Source organism: Streptomyces sp. NBC_01622 (assembly GCF_045209635.1).
In the GTDB taxonomy this organism is placed as follows: Bacteria; Actinomycetota; Actinomycetes; order Streptomycetales; family Streptomycetaceae; genus Streptomyces.
Map to the genome: position 1 here is coordinate 2953920 of NZ_CP109293.1, position 17641 is coordinate 2971560.

General features: G+C 68.2%; 13 protein-coding genes and 1 pseudogene. 6 read left to right on the forward strand and 8 right to left on the reverse strand.

What is annotated here, in order from left to right:
• Positions 1-295: 295 nt before the first annotated feature.
• From OH768_RS13460 to OH768_RS13485, 6 genes and pseudogenes are all read left to right on the forward strand, one after another.
• Positions 296-658 (forward strand): annotated as a pseudogene (locus OH768_RS13460) (transposase); the annotation flags it as partial.
• A gap of 333 nt (positions 659-991) precedes the next feature.
• Positions 992-1336, forward strand: a complete 345-nt coding sequence (locus OH768_RS13465) for an ArsR/SmtB family transcription factor (protein ID WP_406453352.1) — start codon at positions 992-994, stop codon at positions 1334-1336.
• Complete coding sequence (locus OH768_RS13470) at positions 1329-1601, forward strand: hypothetical protein (RefSeq protein ID WP_406453354.1); 273 nt, start codon at positions 1329-1331, stop codon at positions 1599-1601. Before OH768_RS13465 ends, OH768_RS13470 begins: the two co-directional genes overlap by 8 nt.
• A 190-nt stretch (positions 1602-1791) precedes the next feature.
• Positions 1792-4113 carry an MMPL family transporter gene (locus OH768_RS13475; RefSeq protein WP_406453356.1) on the forward strand — a complete coding sequence of 774 codons (2322 nt, stop codon included), beginning with the start codon at positions 1792-1794 and terminating at the stop codon, positions 4111-4113.
• Positions 4114-4234: 121 nt separating this feature from the next.
• A complete protein-coding gene (sbnB, locus tag OH768_RS13480; RefSeq protein WP_406453358.1) occupies positions 4235-5290 on the forward strand; it encodes a 2,3-diaminopropionate biosynthesis protein SbnB in 1056 nt (351 codons plus the stop codon).
• A 17-nt stretch (positions 5291-5307) separates the two neighbouring features.
• Positions 5308-6015, forward strand: a complete 708-nt coding sequence (locus tag OH768_RS13485; protein WP_406453360.1) for a DedA family protein — start codon at positions 5308-5310, stop codon at positions 6013-6015.
• Here OH768_RS13485 and OH768_RS13490 read toward each other — a convergent pair.
• The 8 genes from OH768_RS13490 to OH768_RS13525 all read right to left on the reverse strand — a co-directional run bounded on the left by OH768_RS13490 (position 5969) and on the right by OH768_RS13525 (position 17623).
• Positions 5969-6730, reverse strand: coding sequence for a BTAD domain-containing putative transcriptional regulator (locus OH768_RS13490; protein ID WP_406453362.1), 762 nt, complete (start codon positions 6728-6730; stop codon positions 5969-5971). The two genes, OH768_RS13485 and OH768_RS13490, sit on opposite strands and share 47 nt — an antisense overlap.
• A gap of 352 nt (positions 6731-7082) precedes the next feature.
• Complete coding sequence (locus OH768_RS13495) at positions 7083-8012, reverse strand: class I SAM-dependent methyltransferase (protein WP_406453364.1); 930 nt, start codon at positions 8010-8012, stop codon at positions 7083-7085.
• Position 8013: 1 nt separating this feature from the next.
• Entirely contained in the window at positions 8014-8307 is a 294-nt protein-coding gene (locus tag OH768_RS13500; RefSeq protein WP_406453366.1) for an acyl carrier protein, read from the reverse strand.
• A 58-nt stretch (positions 8308-8365) separates the two neighbouring features.
• Positions 8366-10102: a fatty acyl-AMP ligase gene (locus OH768_RS13505; protein ID WP_406453368.1), complete on the reverse strand. Its 1737-nt coding sequence runs from the start codon at positions 10100-10102 to the stop codon at positions 8366-8368.
• Between the two features lie 11 nt (positions 10103-10113).
• Positions 10114-11334: a cytochrome P450 gene (locus tag OH768_RS13510; protein ID WP_406453370.1), complete on the reverse strand. Its 1221-nt coding sequence runs from the start codon at positions 11332-11334 to the stop codon at positions 10114-10116.
• Complete coding sequence (locus OH768_RS13515; protein WP_406453372.1) at positions 11331-15872, reverse strand: non-ribosomal peptide synthetase; 4542 nt, start codon at positions 15870-15872, stop codon at positions 11331-11333. Before OH768_RS13515 ends, OH768_RS13510 begins: the two co-directional genes overlap by 4 nt.
• Entirely contained in the window at positions 15865-16623 is a 759-nt protein-coding gene (locus OH768_RS13520) for a thioesterase II family protein (protein ID WP_406453374.1), read from the reverse strand. Before OH768_RS13520 ends, OH768_RS13515 begins: the two co-directional genes overlap by 8 nt.
• Before the next feature lie 4 nt (positions 16624-16627).
• Positions 16628-17623, reverse strand: a complete 996-nt coding sequence (locus tag OH768_RS13525; protein ID WP_406453376.1) for a TauD/TfdA family dioxygenase — start codon at positions 17621-17623, stop codon at positions 16628-16630.
• Between the last annotated feature and the right edge of the window lie 18 nt (positions 17624-17641).

Genomic DNA, 17641 nt, shown 5'->3' on the forward strand with positions numbered 1-17641 from the left:
CCAGGTCGCCGCGTTCGACGTCCGCTGCTCCCCGCACCTGCGGGGATGATCCCACGAGATCCTGGGCGGGCTCGACCAGTTTCTTGTGCTCCCCGCGCCCGAGGGGTTGATCCCTCCTGCCACTACGACCTGCTCCCCACACCCGCGGGGTTGATCCCGCGACCGACGTCGCCCAGAACCACACGGCCGGCTGCTCCCCGCGCCCGCAGGGTTGCGGCCCCCTAGGTCACGGGTGCGGCAGCCCAGAGAGCCGGGCAGCCAGTCGGTTCGGCTGCCCGTATGCGGAATACCTATCTACCGTGACCTCCTAGTCCGCGCGCACCTGCAACTCGGCGCCCCGATCGTCGTCGTCTGGGACAACTTGAACACCCATCGTGCCGCCGGAATGAGGAAGTACGCGGCCGACCATGAATGGCTCACCATCATCCAACTTCCCTCCTGCAGCCCGGACTTGAAGCCCGTGGAGGCCATCTGGTCTCTGCTGCGGCGCGGGCCGATGGCCAACACCGCGTTCACCGACCCCGACCACCTCACCCGCACCCTCCGCCGAGGGCTCGCCCGCATCCAGCGCCATCCAGAACTCATCGACGGCTGCCGCACCGAAACCGGACTGACCCTCGCTTCAGACCCCCCGAAGCCAATCCGAAAAGGTCAGTAACCGGGGGCGAGTCGTCGTGAGACACCGGGCGGCCAGCTGAGGCAAACCATCGAGTGCAACCGCCTGAAAGCCGTACCTGGTGTCTCTGTGCTTCTGGACCTTACGACGACCCGTCCAACCCACAAACAACGTAGGACCGCCTGAGCTTGTAGGCCCGCGGTGACTCACGGACCGCTTCGCTTGGCTGCGCTCACGGCCAGGGACACTGCGGCGAGAGCCACGCCCAGTGACACTCGGACCCGCGTCCCGTGCCGCACGCGTACACAGGGGTTGCACTATCCGCGGGCACCTGCAAGTATTTCTTAGCACGAGCAAGGAGCTGGTATGCGGAGGATGAATGGCGACCACATGCTGCGGGCTGCGTCGGCGCTCGCCAATCCGCACCGTATGCGTGTCGTCGCGGCACTCTCAGGCAAGCGCAGCTATGTGAGCGAGTTGGCTCGGGAGCTGGGTATCAGCCGCGCCCTGCTGCAGGTGCACCTCCGCAAACTGGAGGCGGCCGAGCTGGTCACGGCTGAACTTCAGCTCTCGGAGGACGGGAAAGCAATGAAGTACTACGAGGTGACCCCCTTCACGGTCCTCCTCACCCCGGAAACCATCGCGGACGCCGCGCAGACCCTCACACTGCCTCCTCGTGATGGATCACAGACCGGACGAAAGGAGTCATCCGATGGATGACGAGTACCAGTGGCAGGCCGTAGCCGCAATCTTCGGAGTCTTCATCCTGGTCACGTCCGTGATCGTGGTCCTCATCTGGAAACGCGCCACCACCACCCGGGCCAAGGCGCTGCTGTCCCGCGAGTCGGACTACCGGGACCTGTCCGAGGAGAGCGCAAAGACACAGCAGACGCTGTTGCGCCAACTGGAGACGGTCAACTTACGGCTCGAGGACATGCAGAACCGGCTGGACGGCGTGGAACGGATCCTCAAGGAGACCGAGTAGCACGGGACGGGCAACGAACAGGCGCCGATTGGGCACCGAATAAAAAATCAAGCAGCGATCTCGACGCGGCACCACAGAACGGCCCCGGGCCGACGAGCAGCAACTCGTCAGCCCGGGTATGGAAGAGCGCTCCATCTCGCCGTAGGCGAGTTCTCGCAGGTACACACTCCCTGAGGAAGGACTACACGTCATGCCGGGCATTGGCAAGCCGAGTCCCGACGAGGCGGTCGGCGGCCCCCGCGGCACCTTCGTCGAACGCGTCACCGCGTGGTCGGTACTACACCGCAAGACCGCGATCGGGGGCTGGTTCGCACTGGTCCTCGTCGCATTACTGGCCAGCATCCTGGTGACGGGCAGCGAAGCACTGACGACCGACCCCGGGGAATCGGGACGGGCACAGGATGTGCTGCGTTCGCAGCAGACCGACGAGCCCGTCCACGAGAACGTACTGATCCAGCCGCGTGAGGCCGACAGCCGGGCCCGGTTCTCCTCGACGGAGATCCAGGCGGCGGTCACCGACATGGTGCAGACGCTGAAGCGCGAGTCCGAGTCGGTCACCGGCATCCGCTCACCTCTGGACAAGGGCAACGAGAGCCTCCTCTCCAAAGACGGCCGCTCCGGGCTCGTGACCTTCGAAGTCACCGGTCCCGACGAGGAGTTGGGCCTGCACTCCGAGACGGCGTGGAAATCGATCAACGCCGTCCAGGACCGCCACGAGAACGTCTGGGTAGGCCAAGCCGGCGACATGAGTACGCGAGCCGCGGTGGACAACGCCTACGACGACGACTTCCAGCGTTCCGAAGTCATTTCGTTGCCGCTGACCCTGATCATCCTGCTCGTCGTGTTCGGCGCGCTGATCGCGGCGAGCGTCCCGCTGCTGCTCTCGATCACCGCCGTGCTCTCCGCCCTCGGTTTCCTCCAGGCACTGGGCCATGTGATCCCGATCAACAGCACTGTCTCCTCCGTGGTGCTCCTGATCGGCATGGCCGTCGGCGTCGACTACTCGCTCTTCTACCTGCGCCGCGAGCGTGAGGAAAGGCATCGGGGCCGCGACTTCAAGGAAGCCCTCCAGGTGACCGCCCGTACCTCCGGGCACGCCGTCGTGCTCTCCGGTGTCACCGTGATGCTCTGCCTCTCCGGCCTGTACCTGACCGGAATGGACGTCTTCCGCGGCCTCGCCGTCGGCACCAGCATCGTCGTCGGGCTGACGGTGATTGGCTCCATGACCGTACTGCCGGCCCTCCTGTCCGTGCTGGGCCACCGCGTCGACAAGGGCCGGATCCCCTGGCTGGGCCGCCGACGCACCGCCGCGGGAGAGTCACGGGTGTGGGCCGCGGTGGCCCGGGCCGTGGTCCGTCGTCCGCTGGCGTGGGGCGGTGTCGCGCTGCTCGCGCTGCTGGCGGTCGCGCTCCCCGCGCTGGACATGCGTCTGCAGGATCCGTCCGTCACGGACAGCATGCCGCACACCAACCCCGCCGTCGAAACAGTGGCCCGCATGGACAAAGCCTTCCCCGGTGATCCGTCTCCGGCACGGCTCGTGGTCTGGGGCGACAAGGTGGGCGACCCGGCGGTGCGCCAAGCGGTCGACTCCCTGCGCGAGCGGGCGGCCGACACCAACGGACAGATCGGCACCTCGATCACCAGCACCACGGTCGGCGACGCTCTCGTGGTCAAAGTACCGCTGGCCGGGTCCGGGACCGACAAGACATCGAACGCCGCTCTGGAAACCCTCCGCGAGGACCTCCTGCCCCCGACTCTGGGCAAGGTCGACGGCATCGAGTACGCGGTGAACGGTCAGACGGCCCAGCCGTACGACTTCACCAAGACGCTGAAGGACACCACACCCGTCGTCCTGGCGTTCGTGCTCGCCGTGGCCTTCATCCTCCTGCTCGTCTCCTTCCGGTCGCTGGCCGTCCCGGTCATCTCGATCGTCCTCAACCTGCTGTCGATCACTGCCGCCTACGGTGCCGTCACCTGGGTCTTCCAGGACGGTCACCTCAGTTCGCTCCTGGACTTCACACCTTACGGCGGAGTGACCAGCTGGCTGCCGCTGTTCATGTTCGTACTGCTCTTCGGCCTGAGCATGGATTACCACATCTTCATCCTGAGCCGGATCCGTGAACGACGGCTGGCCGGCGAGGAACCGAAGACCGCCGTCGTCAGCGGTATCGCCACGAGTGCCGGCGTGGTGACCAGCGCGGCCGTCATCATGGTCGCCGTCTTCAGCATCTTCGTCACGCTGTCGGCCATCGAGTACAAGATGCTCGGTGTCGGGATGTCACTGGCGATCCTCATCGACGCGACCCTCGTGCGGGGTGTGCTGCTTCCCGCGGTGATGTCCCTGCTGGGCGAGAACACCTGGGCCCTCCCCCGTTGGATGCAGTGGCTGCCGGGGCGCAGGACGGAAGCGGCGGCCTCGGAGCCGTTCCCCGCTCCCGGACACACGGAGCCCTCGGTCCTGGTGCAGAGCGGCGAGGACGAGTCCCTGAGTGCGCCCCGGTCCCAGGGTTGAACCGGCGAAGGCGTGAGCCTCGAGGGTATGAGCCTCGAAGGAGTGAACCCACCGCTCGTCCGGAACGCCCAGCCCGTCCGGATAACCCAGCTCGTTCGGATCGCCTAGTCAGGAGCGTCGTATGAGCCCGGTTCCGTCCTTTTCGGTGATCTCGGGCGCCCAGGTCGACGGCGTGCTCAGCGGGCAGGAGAAGGAAGTCCTCCGTCTCGTCGAGAACGCCTACCGACTGCACGGCGAGGGCGCCACGATCAACCCCGACTCCTACTTCCTGCGGTTCCCCGACCGGCCCTCATCGCGCATCATCGCGCTGCCGGCCTCCGTCGGAGGTGACGTCGACGTGCACGGCATCAAGTGGATCTCCAGCTTTCCGGAGAACGTGGAACAAGGCATACCCCGGGCCTCCGCCGTGCTGATCCTCAACGACGCGGACACCGGCTATCCCTTCGCTTGCCTGGAGAGCTCGATCATCAGCGCCTCGCGCACCGCGGCCTCGGCCGCGGTGGCCGCCGCGGCGCTGAGCGAGCGCCGGCCCGGCCGCCAGCGGCCCCGGCGGGTCGGCTTCGTCGGGTTGGGGCTCATCGCGCGATACATCCACAAGTACCTGGAGAAGTCCGGGTTCGAGTTCGAACAGATCGGCCTGCACGACCTGTCGGCGAACAGTGCGGCAGGCTTCCGCGGGCACCTCGAACGAGTGGCCGCCGACCCCTCGGTGTCGGCGGCTCCGCCGGAGATCGTCGTCCACGAGGACGTCGAGGAACTGATCCGGTCGTCGGACCTGGTGGTCCTCGCGACCACCGCCGGGGAGCCGTACCTGACCGGCACCGACGCGTTCGAACACGGCCCGATCGTGCTGAACGTCTCCCTGCGCGACCTGTCACCGGATGTGATCACCAGGTCGTACAACATCGTCGACGACATCGATCACGTTCTCAAGGCCAACACCTCGGTGCATCTGACCGAACAGTGCGAGGGCAACCGCGAGTTCATCGACGGCACCCTGTACGACCTGCTGACCGGAGCCACCACACCGCCCGCCGACGGCCCTGTTGTCTTCTCGCCGTTCGGCCTGGGCGTACTGGACCTGGTGTTGGCGAAGTTCGTCCACGACCAGGTCGCGCTGCGGCAGGAACTGACGCCCGTTCCGGGATTCTTCTACGATCTCAGCCGCCACGGCTGAGTAGCGGGGAGGCATCGATGGGCTTCTCCGTCGCGACCCTGTACGACCACCTGGCCGGACAACCCGTGGCCCTTCTGGCACTGCTGCTGTGTGCCGTCATGGTCGGGGAGACACTGATCTTCGTAGGGCTGATGTTGCCGGGCGACTCTCTCACCGTGCTGTCCGGAACGGTCTCGACGGATCCGGGCCGCTATCTGAGCTTCGTGGCCGCGGCCACGATCGGGTCGGTCATCGGCGAAGTGGTGGGTTACGGAGTCGGGCACCGGCTCGGCCGTCGCCTGTCGCAGTCCCTCTGCGGCCGGATGTCACAACCGCGGCACTGGCAGCGGGCCAGGGAATTCGTCAGCGAGGGGCAGCGGTGGCACACACTGGTGTGGCTTCGCTTCGTCCCGGTGGCACACACGCTGGCACCCCTGGCGGCCGGCGCCTCGAACAGGTCGTTCCGATGGTTTCTCAGGTGGTCGGCGATCAGCTCGCTGCTCTGGTCGGCCCTCTATGTCGGACTGGGTGCCGTAGCCCGGGCATCCTCCGAGCGCGCGGCACCCTGGATACCGCTCGTCACGCTCCTGGTTCCCCTGGTGGGAATCAGCGGTGTCGCCGTCCACCGGATCGTACGGCGGCGCCGCGAGCAGCACGACGTGCGCGGGGTGACCACTGTGCCCCGGCCCACCGGAGCCGTCAGGACACAGATGGCGCAGGCATCAGGAGATCGACATTGCCTCTGAGCACAGCGAGGTATGTGTTGTTGAGGGTGTCGCCCGGGGCCACCCCCAGTTCGTCCGCGAGATACCGGCGCGCCGCGTGAAACATGTCGATCGCCTCGCTCTGCCGGTCACACCGATAGAGGGCAATCATGAGTTGGGAACGGAGCTTCTCCCGGGTCGGGTACTCCGAGACGAGGGCGGTGAGTTCGGGAATGAGGCTCCGATGCCGGCCCAGGCCAAGATCAGCCTCGATCCTGCTTTCGTGTGCCGCGTTCCTGAGTTCGTCCAGCCTTGGTCTCTCGGCGTCCTCGAGGTAACTCGTCACATTGGTGAGCGCCGGCCCTCGCCACAGTCCGAGGGCGCGCCGCAGGGACTCGGCGGACGAAGCGTAATCCCCTCGGGCCAGTTCGGCCTGGCCCGTCCGGCACAGCTCCTCGAACTCCACGACATCCAACCGGGACCCGTTCATTCTGAGGAGGTATCCCGATCCCTTACGTTCCACTTGGACATCATGGCCGAGCGCTTTGCGCAGCCTCGAAATATACGTGTAGATCTGAGCGCTTCGAGTGGCTGGAGGCTGCGCACCCCATAATAAATAGCTCATGCGATCGCTTCCGACAAGCCTCTCCCTGGCGAGGAGAAGCGACGCGATGACAGTGGATATCTTCGACCCAGAAATGATCACTTCGCAGTCATGACTGCCCGCCTGCACTGGACCGAGGAGCTTGAATTCCACATTCCCTCCCTGAGATCAACGGCGCGCCTCGGGGCTCGACGTGGGTCGCAGGCATGGAGGACTCAGGCGTCGGCATGATCATGACTCGCCCACCCGACCCGGTCCGGCATCATGACGCCGGCCAGCGTAATCGACGTGGCTTTAAAGCACACGACCAAAGGAGCATGGAAAAGCCCCCTCCGGCAGCGTGCACGAATCCCCCGTGCTTCCGGCTTCGCCAAAAACCTACGAGACGTTCGACGATACCCGCTCAAACTCTCGCCTAAATCGAACACTGATCTTCCAAAGTGTAACGACCTGCAGTCACACCGTCAACATAAAACCATTGCACCCCACGCTAACCACGCGACCCCTATTGCACCTTTCCGATCACCACGCAAGAGATCGTGACGCGGCTGTCGAGCGCCCGCCTCTCGGAATATCCGGACATAGGGAACGTATAGGTCTCCATCGGAATAATTCCATTTGAAGAGACAAACTTAAAGAAGTCCTCCGGGGTGCTCCACAGGTAGATGTGATCAGGTGCCGGGCTATTCACGGGAACATTGATGAAAATCTCAGCTCCCGGTCTCATGACGCCGGCCAGCGAGCGCAGCACCCCTCCCGGGTTTTCCACGTGTTCCAACAATTCGCTTGCCACGACACGGTCGAACCCGTCGTTGCCCAGCACCCCGTCCTGAATGTCGTGCAGAGCGAGGTCGACGCCGCTCACACCCATTTCGGCGAGATTCCTCCGCGTGTACTGGAGGCTCTCGGGGCTGATGTCCCATCCGGTAAGCGCCCGGGTGGCGTGCCGGGCGGCCAGCGCGAGGAACAGACCGTGCCCCGGGCCGACCTCCAGGAGCCGGCTTTCCGAATCACACCGGGACAGGAAATCGCGCACATACACCTGGGAGATACTGGCGTGATTGCGCCACAGGACCTGGGACAGCAGGAGTCCCCGGTGATAGTGATGGACGTCCTCGGAATCATAGAAACCCGACTCCTCCACTTCACGGACCGAGGCGTAGCGATAGCGACCGTGTCTGCGAAAGTACAGCTCCTCGTCAAGGAGCCTTCGGCACACCCAACGATAGCTGGTCACTACGGCGTCGATCTCGGGTTCGACCAGTCTCCATACCAGACTCGCGAGCTCCTCCGAGTTTCCGAGAGAACGCGCATCAATCCCTGCGAGACTGCTGGTCAAAAATTTCTCGTGCTCCGGCCACAATTCAACAACGTGCGACATGATCCTGGCCAGAGCCGGTGCATCCTTCGCGACAACGGATTCGACGGTCGGCATCTCACACGGCCCCTATGCTGTCCGACGCCGTGTCCGACAGCTGCAATTGCAGCACGAAGTCGGTGAGGGCATCGATGGTCGGATAGTCCCAGGGCACGTTGGCGTCCAGCTCGCGCCCGACCCGTTCCTCGATCTGAACGAGCAGGGAGGTGGCACCGATGGAGTCCAGGCCGTACGACGACATCGGCTCGGCGGGCTTGATCTCCGCGGGGGCCATTTCCACATGGGCGGCGACACACTCGGTCAGCCAGGTGGCCAGGGTCTCTCGCTCCGGGCTGTCGGCAGGGGTGGTCATTTCGTCTCCTCAAGAGGTTGTCGGGTGGATCGGTGGAGCTGCCGCTCGGCTCGGGAACTCAGCCCTGCCAGACCGGGGCGAGTTCACCGGCCAGGTAGAGGCGGCGCATCTCGCCGCGGCGGACCTTGCCGCTCGTGGTGCGCAGGACCGAGCCGGGTCTGAGCAGGGCGACGGTGCTCTCCGTGCCGAACTCGCGGGCGACGGTCAGTTTCATCGCCTTCCCCAGCGCCGCGAGCCGGTCGGCGTCGTTCCCCCGCACCTCGTGCGTCACCACGACACGCTCCTCGGTCGGCTCGGCCTCCGTCGAGGACACTCCGAAGGCCGCGCCGACCTGGCCGAGTTCGGGATGCTGGAGGCGCAGTTCGTTCTCGATGTCGTGGGGGTAGAGGTTGCGGCCGCGCACGATGAGCAGGTCTTTGATGCGCCCGCTCACAAAGATCTCCCCGTCGATGACGATCCCGAGATCGCCGGTGCGCAGCCACCCGCCGTCGCCGTCCGCCAGTTGGGCATCGAACGTCTCCCGCGACGACTCCTTCCTGCGCCAGTACCCCTGCGAGACGCTGGGGCCCCGCAACCAGATCTCGCCGAGTCCGTCCGGAGGCATCGTCCGTCTCGTGACCGGATCGACGACACTCACGTCGTAGGCATCCTCCACCGGACCGCACCCGACCAGATGGCGCGCCTGCCGTCCCAGCCGGGCCGGCGCAAACTCGCCCTGTTCGAGCAGTTCCGCGTCGACGCTGCGGACGACGGGCCGGCGGCCGGAGGCGCCGCTGACATAGACGACGGTCTCGGCCATACCGTAGCTCGGGCCGAGGGCCGTCTCGCGGAAGCCATGGTCGGCGAAGCGCTTCGCGAAGGCCGTGAGGACCGAGGCCTGCACCGGCTCCGAGCCGTTGCCCGCGTACTCCCAGCGGGACAGGTCCAGGCCCGCCACCTGCTCGTCCTTGATCTTGCGCTGGCACAACTCGTAGGCGAAGTTGGGCGCGTGGGACACCTGGATGCCGAAGGTGTCGATCATGCGCAGCCAGAGATGGGGGCGCCGCACGAACGTCATCGGCTGCATCAGGTGGCAGCTGCCGCCGGCCATGAGGGCGGGCAGCAGCTGCGCGCTCAGTCCCATGTCGTGGTACAGCGGGAGCCAGCCGCCGGAGCGGTAGCCGGGCTGCTGCCCCATGCCCCGCAGGTAGGCCGCGCCGTTGTGCAGCATGTTGCCGTTGGTGATCATGACGCCCTTGGCGTCGCCGGTGGACCCCGAGGTGTACTGGAGGAGCACGACCGTGCCGTGGTCCGTCTCCACGGCGTCACCGGCGTCGCCCTCGTCCAGGATGCCGGAGTCCTGGTCCGGGATGTCCGTCGCGATCACCTGGAGGTGGTCGAGGCGGTCCTCGGCGCGCCAGGTCAGCACCGCCTCGTGGGCCGACGCGTCGGTCAGCACGGTCCGTACGTCGGCGTCCGTCGCGATGGCTCTGAGGCGGCGCCGCTGCTGGCTGTACTGTCCGGGCTCCGGTGCGGGCACCGCGATGACGCCCGCGTACAGGCAGCCGATGAAGGCGGCCACGAACGGCAGCCCCACCGGATACAGCAACAGGACCCGGTCGCCCGGGCTGTTCCGGTGCCGCAGCCGGGCGGCCACGGCACGGGCCTCCTCGTCCAGCCTGCCGTACGTCCACGAGGTGACGCCGTCGGGACCGTCGAAGTGTGCGACATGGGCGACCGCCTGATCGTCGCGCTTCTCGCGGACTCGCCACCGCAGAAGTGCCGCGACGCTCGTCGCCAGGGTCAGCTCGTCCACGTATCCACTCCTCATTCTGTTTCCGCCGGTCGGATGCCGTCGTAGGCCACTTCGAGCCGGTCGGGGCCGCGCAGGCTGAGGTTGGGCTTGTACGACAGGCCCTGAGCCGCCAGCCGCGGGCCGACCATGCGCGAGGCGAAGAGTTCGAAGGCGATGCGCACCTCAAGCCGTGCGAGCCCCGCTCCGAGGCAGAAGTGCGGGCCGGCCGAGAACGACAGGTGCGGTGCGCCGGGCGAGCGCGTGATGTCGAACCGGTCCGGGTCCGGGAAGACGTCGGGGTCCCGGTTCGCCGCGCCCAGGAGCAGCACCAGGAAGTCGCCCTCCTCGGCGTGTACACCGGGGAGATCGACCGTTTCGCGCGCCACGCGTGACGTCACGTGCACGGGCGCGTCGTAGCGGAGCACCTCCTCCACCGCGTCCCCGGACAACTCGGGTCGGCTGCGCAGGAGTTCCAGCTGGTCGGGGTGGCGCAGCAGGGCCAGGACGCCGTTGCTGATCAGATTGACCGTCGTCTCGTGGCCGGCGTTGATGAGGAGGATGCAGGTGGCGAGCAGCTCGTGCTCGTCCAGCCGGTCACCGGACTCCTCGACCTGTACCAGGTGGGAGACGAGGTCGTCACGCGGGTCGGTGCGGCGTCGGGCGATGAGTTCGCGGAAGTACTGGATGAACTCGGCGCGCGCCTGGGCCGCCTGGGTCGTGGCGCGCGGGGCGACCAGCCCGGGCAGTGGCGGCTCAAGGGCCTCGGACAGCTTGCCCGACCAGTCCTGGATCAGGTCCCGGTCCGCGAAAGGCACCCCGAGCAGTTCGCACATGATCCGCAGGGGCAGTGGATAGGCGAGGTCGGAGACGACCTCGAACCGCCCTTTCGCCGCCGCCTCGGTGAAGAGCGCCTCGGTCGCCTCCCGGATACGGGGTTCCAGCGCGGCGACCACACGCGGGGTGAACGCCTTGGCGACCAGCCGCCGGAGCCTGGTGTGGTCCGGTGGATCCAGGTGCAGGAAGTTGCGGGTTCGGGGCCCCTTCGCGTTCGGGGAGAGGCGCGCGCGTTCGCGTTCGCTGCTCATCGCCGGGTGGCGCAGTACGGCGGAGCAGTCCGCGTGGCGGCCGATGAGCAGGAGTCCTTCGGCGGGCCGGGACGGTGACGCGAGCGCCAGTTCCCGCAGGACGGGGTAGGGATCGGCCCGGTTCAGCGGGTCGGTGAGCCGGGTGAGATCGACGGTGTCGGTGCTCATGCTCCGTAGCCACCCCATTCGGCGAGTATTCGGCCCTGTTCCGCCTCGTTCGGTGCTCCGGCGTCGGCCACCGGCTGTTCCGGGTCGTCGGCCAGGGAGTTCAGGAGGTCCAGGCACCGGTCGAGCAGATCGGCGGCCGCATCCGGGGTGACGACGTCGGGCCGGTGGTTCAGGGCCAGTTCGAGGGACTCGCCGCGGACCGTCGCCAATCGCAGGGGATAGGGTGTGCCCTCGACGAGCGTGTGTGTGGACGCCCGCAGGCCGCCCGCCGTGATGTCGAGCTCCTTGGCGTTCATCGAGGCGTCGAGGAAGACCGTGGTGGTGTCGAACAGTGCCCCGAATCCGGTGAGTTGCTGGATGCGGGAGAGGCCCAGGTACTGATGGTCCATGAGTTCCGCCTGCTCGTTCTGTAGTCGGATCAGCAGGTCGCGCACCCTCTCTCCCGGCCGCAGCGTGACCCGCACGGGGAGGGTGTTGGTGAACAGGCCCACCATGCGCTCCATCCCGGGCACCTCCGGCGGCCTGCCGGAGACGGACGTGCCGAACACGACGTCGTCCGAGCCGGTCCACCGGGACAGCTGCAGAGCCCAGACACCTTGCACCGCGGTGTTGAGCGTGACGCGGTGCCGACGGCACCAGGCGTCCAGGCGGGCCGTGTCCGAGGGTGACAACCGTGCGGACAGGGTGTGCTGTTCGAGACGCGAGGACTCGGCGGCACCGGGCGCCACCAGGGTGGGCTCGGCGAGACCGGCCAGAGCGGCGGTCCAGGCGCGATCGGCCGCGGCGCCGTCCTGGGCGGCGAGCCAGGCCAGGTAGGCGCGGTAGGGCGTCGGCGCGGGCAGCGGGCCGGTCCGCTCGGGCCCCGTGTAGAGGGCGAACAGCTCGTGCAGCAGGATCGGCGTCGACCAGGCGTCCACCAGGATGTGATGTCCCGTGACCACCAGGCGGTGCCGCCCCGGCGCGAGAGTGAGCAGCCGGAACCGCAGGAGCGGCGGCCGGTCGAGGTCGAACGGCAGGGCTCGGTCCTCGGCGGCCAGCCGCGTCGCCCGTTCCTCCCTCCGTTCGGGAGTCAGGCCGGACAGGTCGGCTGTGTCCCAGGGCACGGGGACGGAGGCGTGGATCGCCTGGACCGCCCGGTCGCCGATGTCGTGCACGAAGGAGGCACGCAGGTTCCCGTGCCGGTCGAGTACCCGCTGGGCCGCCCCGTGCAGCGCCGTCACGTCGAGTTCGCCGTGGAGGTCCAGCTGGAGCTGGGCCGCGTAGACGTCGGCGGCTCCTTCGTGGAGCAGCTCGTGGAAGAGGAAGCCCTCCTGCAGCGGGGACAACGGCAGTACCTCGCTGACGTCGGGGCGGGTCCGCCGCAGCCGGGCGAGCAATTCGTCCTCGTCAGGCAGCAGAGGGCCCGGGTCCGCGAAGTCGCCGGCCGGGTTGTCGGGACCGGCCGCGGCGACGAGGGCCTCGACCGTGCGGTGCCGGAAGATGTCGCGGACGGTGATCGCCACGCCGGAGCGGCACGCCGACGACGCCAGGCGGGTGGCGATGATGCTGTCGCCGCCGAGGTCGAAGAACGAGTCGTCCGTGCCCACGCGTTCCAGGCCGAGGATCTCCGCCATCAGCTCGCACAGCACCTTTTCGCGCTGGGTGGCCGGCTCGCGGCCCGAGACGAGCGCGGAGAAGTCGGGTAGGGGCAGCCGGCCGGTGTCCACTTTGCCGTTGGGGGTCAGTGGCCACTCCCCCGCGTCGAGTACGACCACCGCGGCCGGCACCATGAAGTCCGGCAGCCGGGTGCGGGCCCAGACGCGGAGGTCGGCGGCGCGCGGACGTGTGCCGGCAGGGGGAATGACGTAACCGACGAGTCGGCGTACGCCCTGCTCGTCCTCCCGGACCAGTACCTCCGCGGAGGCCACCTCGTTGTGGTCGGTGAGGACGGCCTGCACCTCGCCCGGTTCGATCCGGTAGCCGCGGATCTTCACCTGTCCGTCGGTGCGTCCGATGTAGTCGAGCGCGCCGTCGGCCCGGCGGCGCACCAGGTCGCCGGTGCGGTACATGCGGGCGCCGGGCGGTCCGAACGGGCAGGGCATGAACTGTTCGGCGGTCCCGGCGGGCCGCCGCCAGTAGCCGCGGGCCAGTCCGGCGCCGGACAGGAACAGTTCGCCTGTGGTGCCCGGCGGGACGGGACGCAGGTCGTCGTCGAGGACGAAGAGGCGGGTGTTGGGCAGGGCACTGCCGATCGGGGCGTGCTGCTCGCCGTCGAGCGGGGCGCTGGCGGTGGCGGCGACCGTGTTCTCGGTCGGACCGTACACATTGCGCACCCGGCACCGCGCCGACCAGCGTGCGATGAGGCCCGGACTGGGAGCGGCGCCGCCGACCATGAGGTGTACGAGGTCCGGGAGCTCCTCGTCGGGAACGCTCTCCGCTATGGACGGGGTCCACCCGGCGTGGGTGATCCTCTGTTCGCGCATGAACCGGGTCAGTTCCGGGCCCGGCAGGGCCGCGTGCGGCGGCGTCAGAACCACCTGGGCCCCCGCGTTCCAGACCGGCCAGTAGTCCGCGCCGGACGCGTCGAAGCTCAGCGAGAGGAACTGCAGCACCCGGTGGTGGGATTCGACACCGAGCACTCGGGCGTAGACGCCCGCGAAACCCACGACGCTGCCCTGGCTGATCACCACGCCCTTGGGCAGGCCTGTCGAACCGGATGTGTAGATCATGTAGGCGGCGTTCGCCGGGCTCAGTCGTCCGGCACGCTCCTCCTGCGTCACATCGTGTTCGTCACCCTCGTACTCGCCGGGCGCGTCGACGGTCAGGCGCGGTACTCCGCGTGGCGCGACGAGTCCGGAGTCCTCGGTGGTCACCACGCAGACCGGTGCGCAGTCGGCCAGCATGCGCGAGACCCGCTCGGCCGGGTAGCTGACGTCGATCGGCACGTAGGCCGCGCCCGACTTGACCACGGCGAGCAGGGCGACGAAGAAGTCCGTGGAGCGGGGCAGCCCTAGGGCGACGAAGCGCTCGGGCCCGGCGCCGTGTGCGATGAGTGTGCGCGCGAACCTGTTCGCGCGGGCGTTGAGCTGCGCGTACGTCAGGGTCTCGTCCGCGGTGACCAGGGCCGCCGCGTCCGGGGTCCGGCGCACCTGGTCCTCGAACAGCTCCGGAAGGATCCTGTCCGCAACACGGGTGCGCAGATCGTCGGCGCCCTCCGTGAGTTCCTGTTCCTCCGCCTCGCTCAGTAACGGCAGGTCACCGACCGGGCTGTCCGGCCGGCCGGCCGCCGCGTCCAGAAAACGCAGGAAGCGCGCTCGGTGCCCGTCGAGTGTCGTCGCGTCGCACATCGCGGGGTTGGCGTCGAACACGAGCTGCGTAGCGTGTCCGTCGCGACGGTCGAAGACGTGGAGTGCCAGGTCGCCGGTCGTCGCGGGCAGCAGGCTGCGGACCCCGGCCGCAATGCCGTCGAAGTCGAGCCGGAGGTCGAAGGACATCACGTTGATCATTACGCCGAGCAGGCCCGGACCGTCCGCCGTCAGGTCCAGCTCGCGGCGGAGTTCCTCGTGCAGGTAGCGCTGGTGCTTGAGCACGACCCGGATCTCCCGCGTCACGACCGGCAGCAGACTTGTGAGCGAGTCGTCGTCGTTCACCGGCACCCGCAGAGGCATCGCGTTGGCCGTCAGAAACGGTGCCCGCAGCGCGGTGGGGGTCATTCTGGCCGTGAGCGGCACTGTCAGTACGACTTCCCGCTGCCTCGTGGTCCGGGCGGTGTAGGCGGCCATCGCGGCGATGAGCATCGTCGGCCATTCGGCGCCGTTCGCACGGGCGATCTCCCTGAGTCGCCGCTCGGTCCCCTCGCTCAGGGAGCCGGCCCGGTTGAGGGTCGTCCCCTCGCTGCCGTCGCTCCGTGCCGTCCGGGTGAGGTCCACCAACCGGGTGGGTTCCGGCCGGTCCGAGAAGCGGTCGACCCAGTACGAGCGGTCGCGGGCGAAGGCCTGCGAGGCGTGATAGGCGGCTTCCTCCGCCGTCAGCTCGTCCAGTGTCGTGAACCGCGCGTCGGGGGCGGGCCGGTCGGTGACCAGAGCCTTGTAGAGCTGCGCGAGCCGGTGCAGCAGCAGGGACTCACCGTAGGCGTCGATGAGGATGTGGTGGAAGCAGTGGTAGTAGTGGAACCGGTCCTCGGCGAGCCGCAGCAACGCGTAGGCCGAGGGCGCCTTGGTCAGGTCGATGGGGCGCAGCGACTGTGCGCGCATCCACTCCAGGGCGGCCGCCTCCGGATCGGGCTCCCCGGTGAGGTCGAGCAGCGGCAGGTCGGCGTCGGCGCCGCCGACGACCTGGAACAGCCCGTCGTCCTCGACGACGGCGCTGATCCGCATGACCTCGCTCTCCTGCCGCAGCCGGCGCCAGGCCTCGGCCAGCAGCGTCGGGTCGAGGTGCCCGCGGAAGTCCACGTACTGGCTGACGTTGTACTGGTGGCCAGAGGAGTCGGCCTGGTGGCCGTACCAGACGCCCGTCTGAACGGCGGTCAGGGGGAAGCGCCGTTCCGGTGTTTCAGGCATGCGCGGCCTCCGCCGACAGCAGGCCCTCCACGAGCAGGCCCATGACGTCGCGTGGCGACTTCTCGAAGTAGAAGTGGCCACCGTCCAGTTCGCGTACGCGGCAGGCGGCCATGGTGCAGGCGGACCAGCGTTCGGCGTCGGCCCGGGTGACGGACGAGTCGTCCTTGCCGACGATCACGGTGATCGGGCAGGTCAACGGAGCGCCGGGGACATGCCGGTAGCTCTCCACCATGCGCAGGTCGTGGCGCAGGACCGGCAGGACGAGGCGGGACAGCTCCTCGTTCTCCAGCAGGGCCGCTCCCTCGCCGCCCAGTCGCCGTACGAGTTCCTTGACCTCGTCGTCGTCCAGGCGCAGCCCGTTGGGGCGGCAGTCGGCAGGGGCTTTGCGCGCCGAGGCGAAGAGGCGCACCAGCGGGGTGGGGAACCGGGGTTGGAGCAGCCGGGCCGCCTCGAAGGCCACGGTGGCGCCCATGCTGTGGCCGAAGAACGCCGTGGGCCGGTCCAGTCGTTCCCCGACGGCGGCCGCGGTGCGCTCGGCGAGTTCGGCGACGCTCTGCGGCAGGGGGTCGCCGAAGCGGTCCTGCCGGCCTGGGTACTGCACGACGGCGACCTCGATCGCCGCGGGCAGCAGGGCTCCCCAGTCGCGGAAGGCACTCGCGGCGCCTCCCGCGTGCGGGAAGCAGACGAGCCGGATGCGGGCGCGGGGGCGTGGTGTGTGGACCCGCAGCCAGGTGTTCCAGGCAGTGGCCACCGTGTCACCGCACCCACGCGGCCGCGTGGGCCGTGAGGTCCGGGGCGGCCGGCGGAGTGAACGCCTCGGCCATGGCCACCGCGATGCGCCGGCTGCCGGTGAACGGCTCGCGTCCGTGCGAGGCGAGCATGTTGTCCACCACCAGCAGGTCGTCCTGTTGCCAGTCGAACCGCGTGGAGCACGCGCGGTAGCAGTCCCTGAGGTGCGCGACCACATCGTCGGGGATGGGAGCGCCGTCGCCGTAGTAGGTGTTGCTCGGCAGGCCCTCGTCGCCGAACAGGCTCAGGAGGCCTTCGCTCACCTCCGCGGGGAGGGTCGTGTGGTGGAAGAAGGTGATGTGGTTGAACCACACCGGCTCGGCGGTCTCCGGGTGGAGGTGGATCGCACGGCGCACGGCCCGGGTACGCAGGTCGTCCTCACCCGTCCATTTGAAGGCGACATCCCTCGTACGGCAGTACCGCTCGACCTCGTCGCGGTCGTCGGTGTTGAAGATGTAACGCCACGACGCGCCGAACTGCTCGTGGAAGTTGCGGACGACCATCCAGCCGCGGCGGTCGAATTCCTCGCGGACCGCGGGGTCGATCGCCGCGTACAGGCGCCGGGTGTCGGCGAGCGGGGTGGCGCCGCGGGTCTCGGGCGGCCGGTCGCAGTAGAAGAACAGCAGGCGGGGCCAGGACGCCTGGTAGGAGTTCTCGTTGTGGAGGAAGATCTCCTCGTCCGGCGGGTAGTCCGTCGACGTGTAGACGTTGCCCTTGATGGAGCTTCGCGGTGAGGAGCGTTCGGCGTAGGCGAGCGGCTCCCCCGACATCGTGCGCACGGCCTCTTCGAAGCCGGGTACGCCTGCGACGCGGAACCCCCGCAACAGCACGGCGCCGTGCTCCGACAGTCTCAGGCGCAGGTCGGCCCGGTTGTCGCGGAGGAAGCCGCTGATGTCCGGGGCGTCCCGGTCGCCTTCTACGGTGAGGGGCAGCAGCTTCTCCTGGCCCCCGTGCGCGGTCATGGGTACATGCCTCCGAGC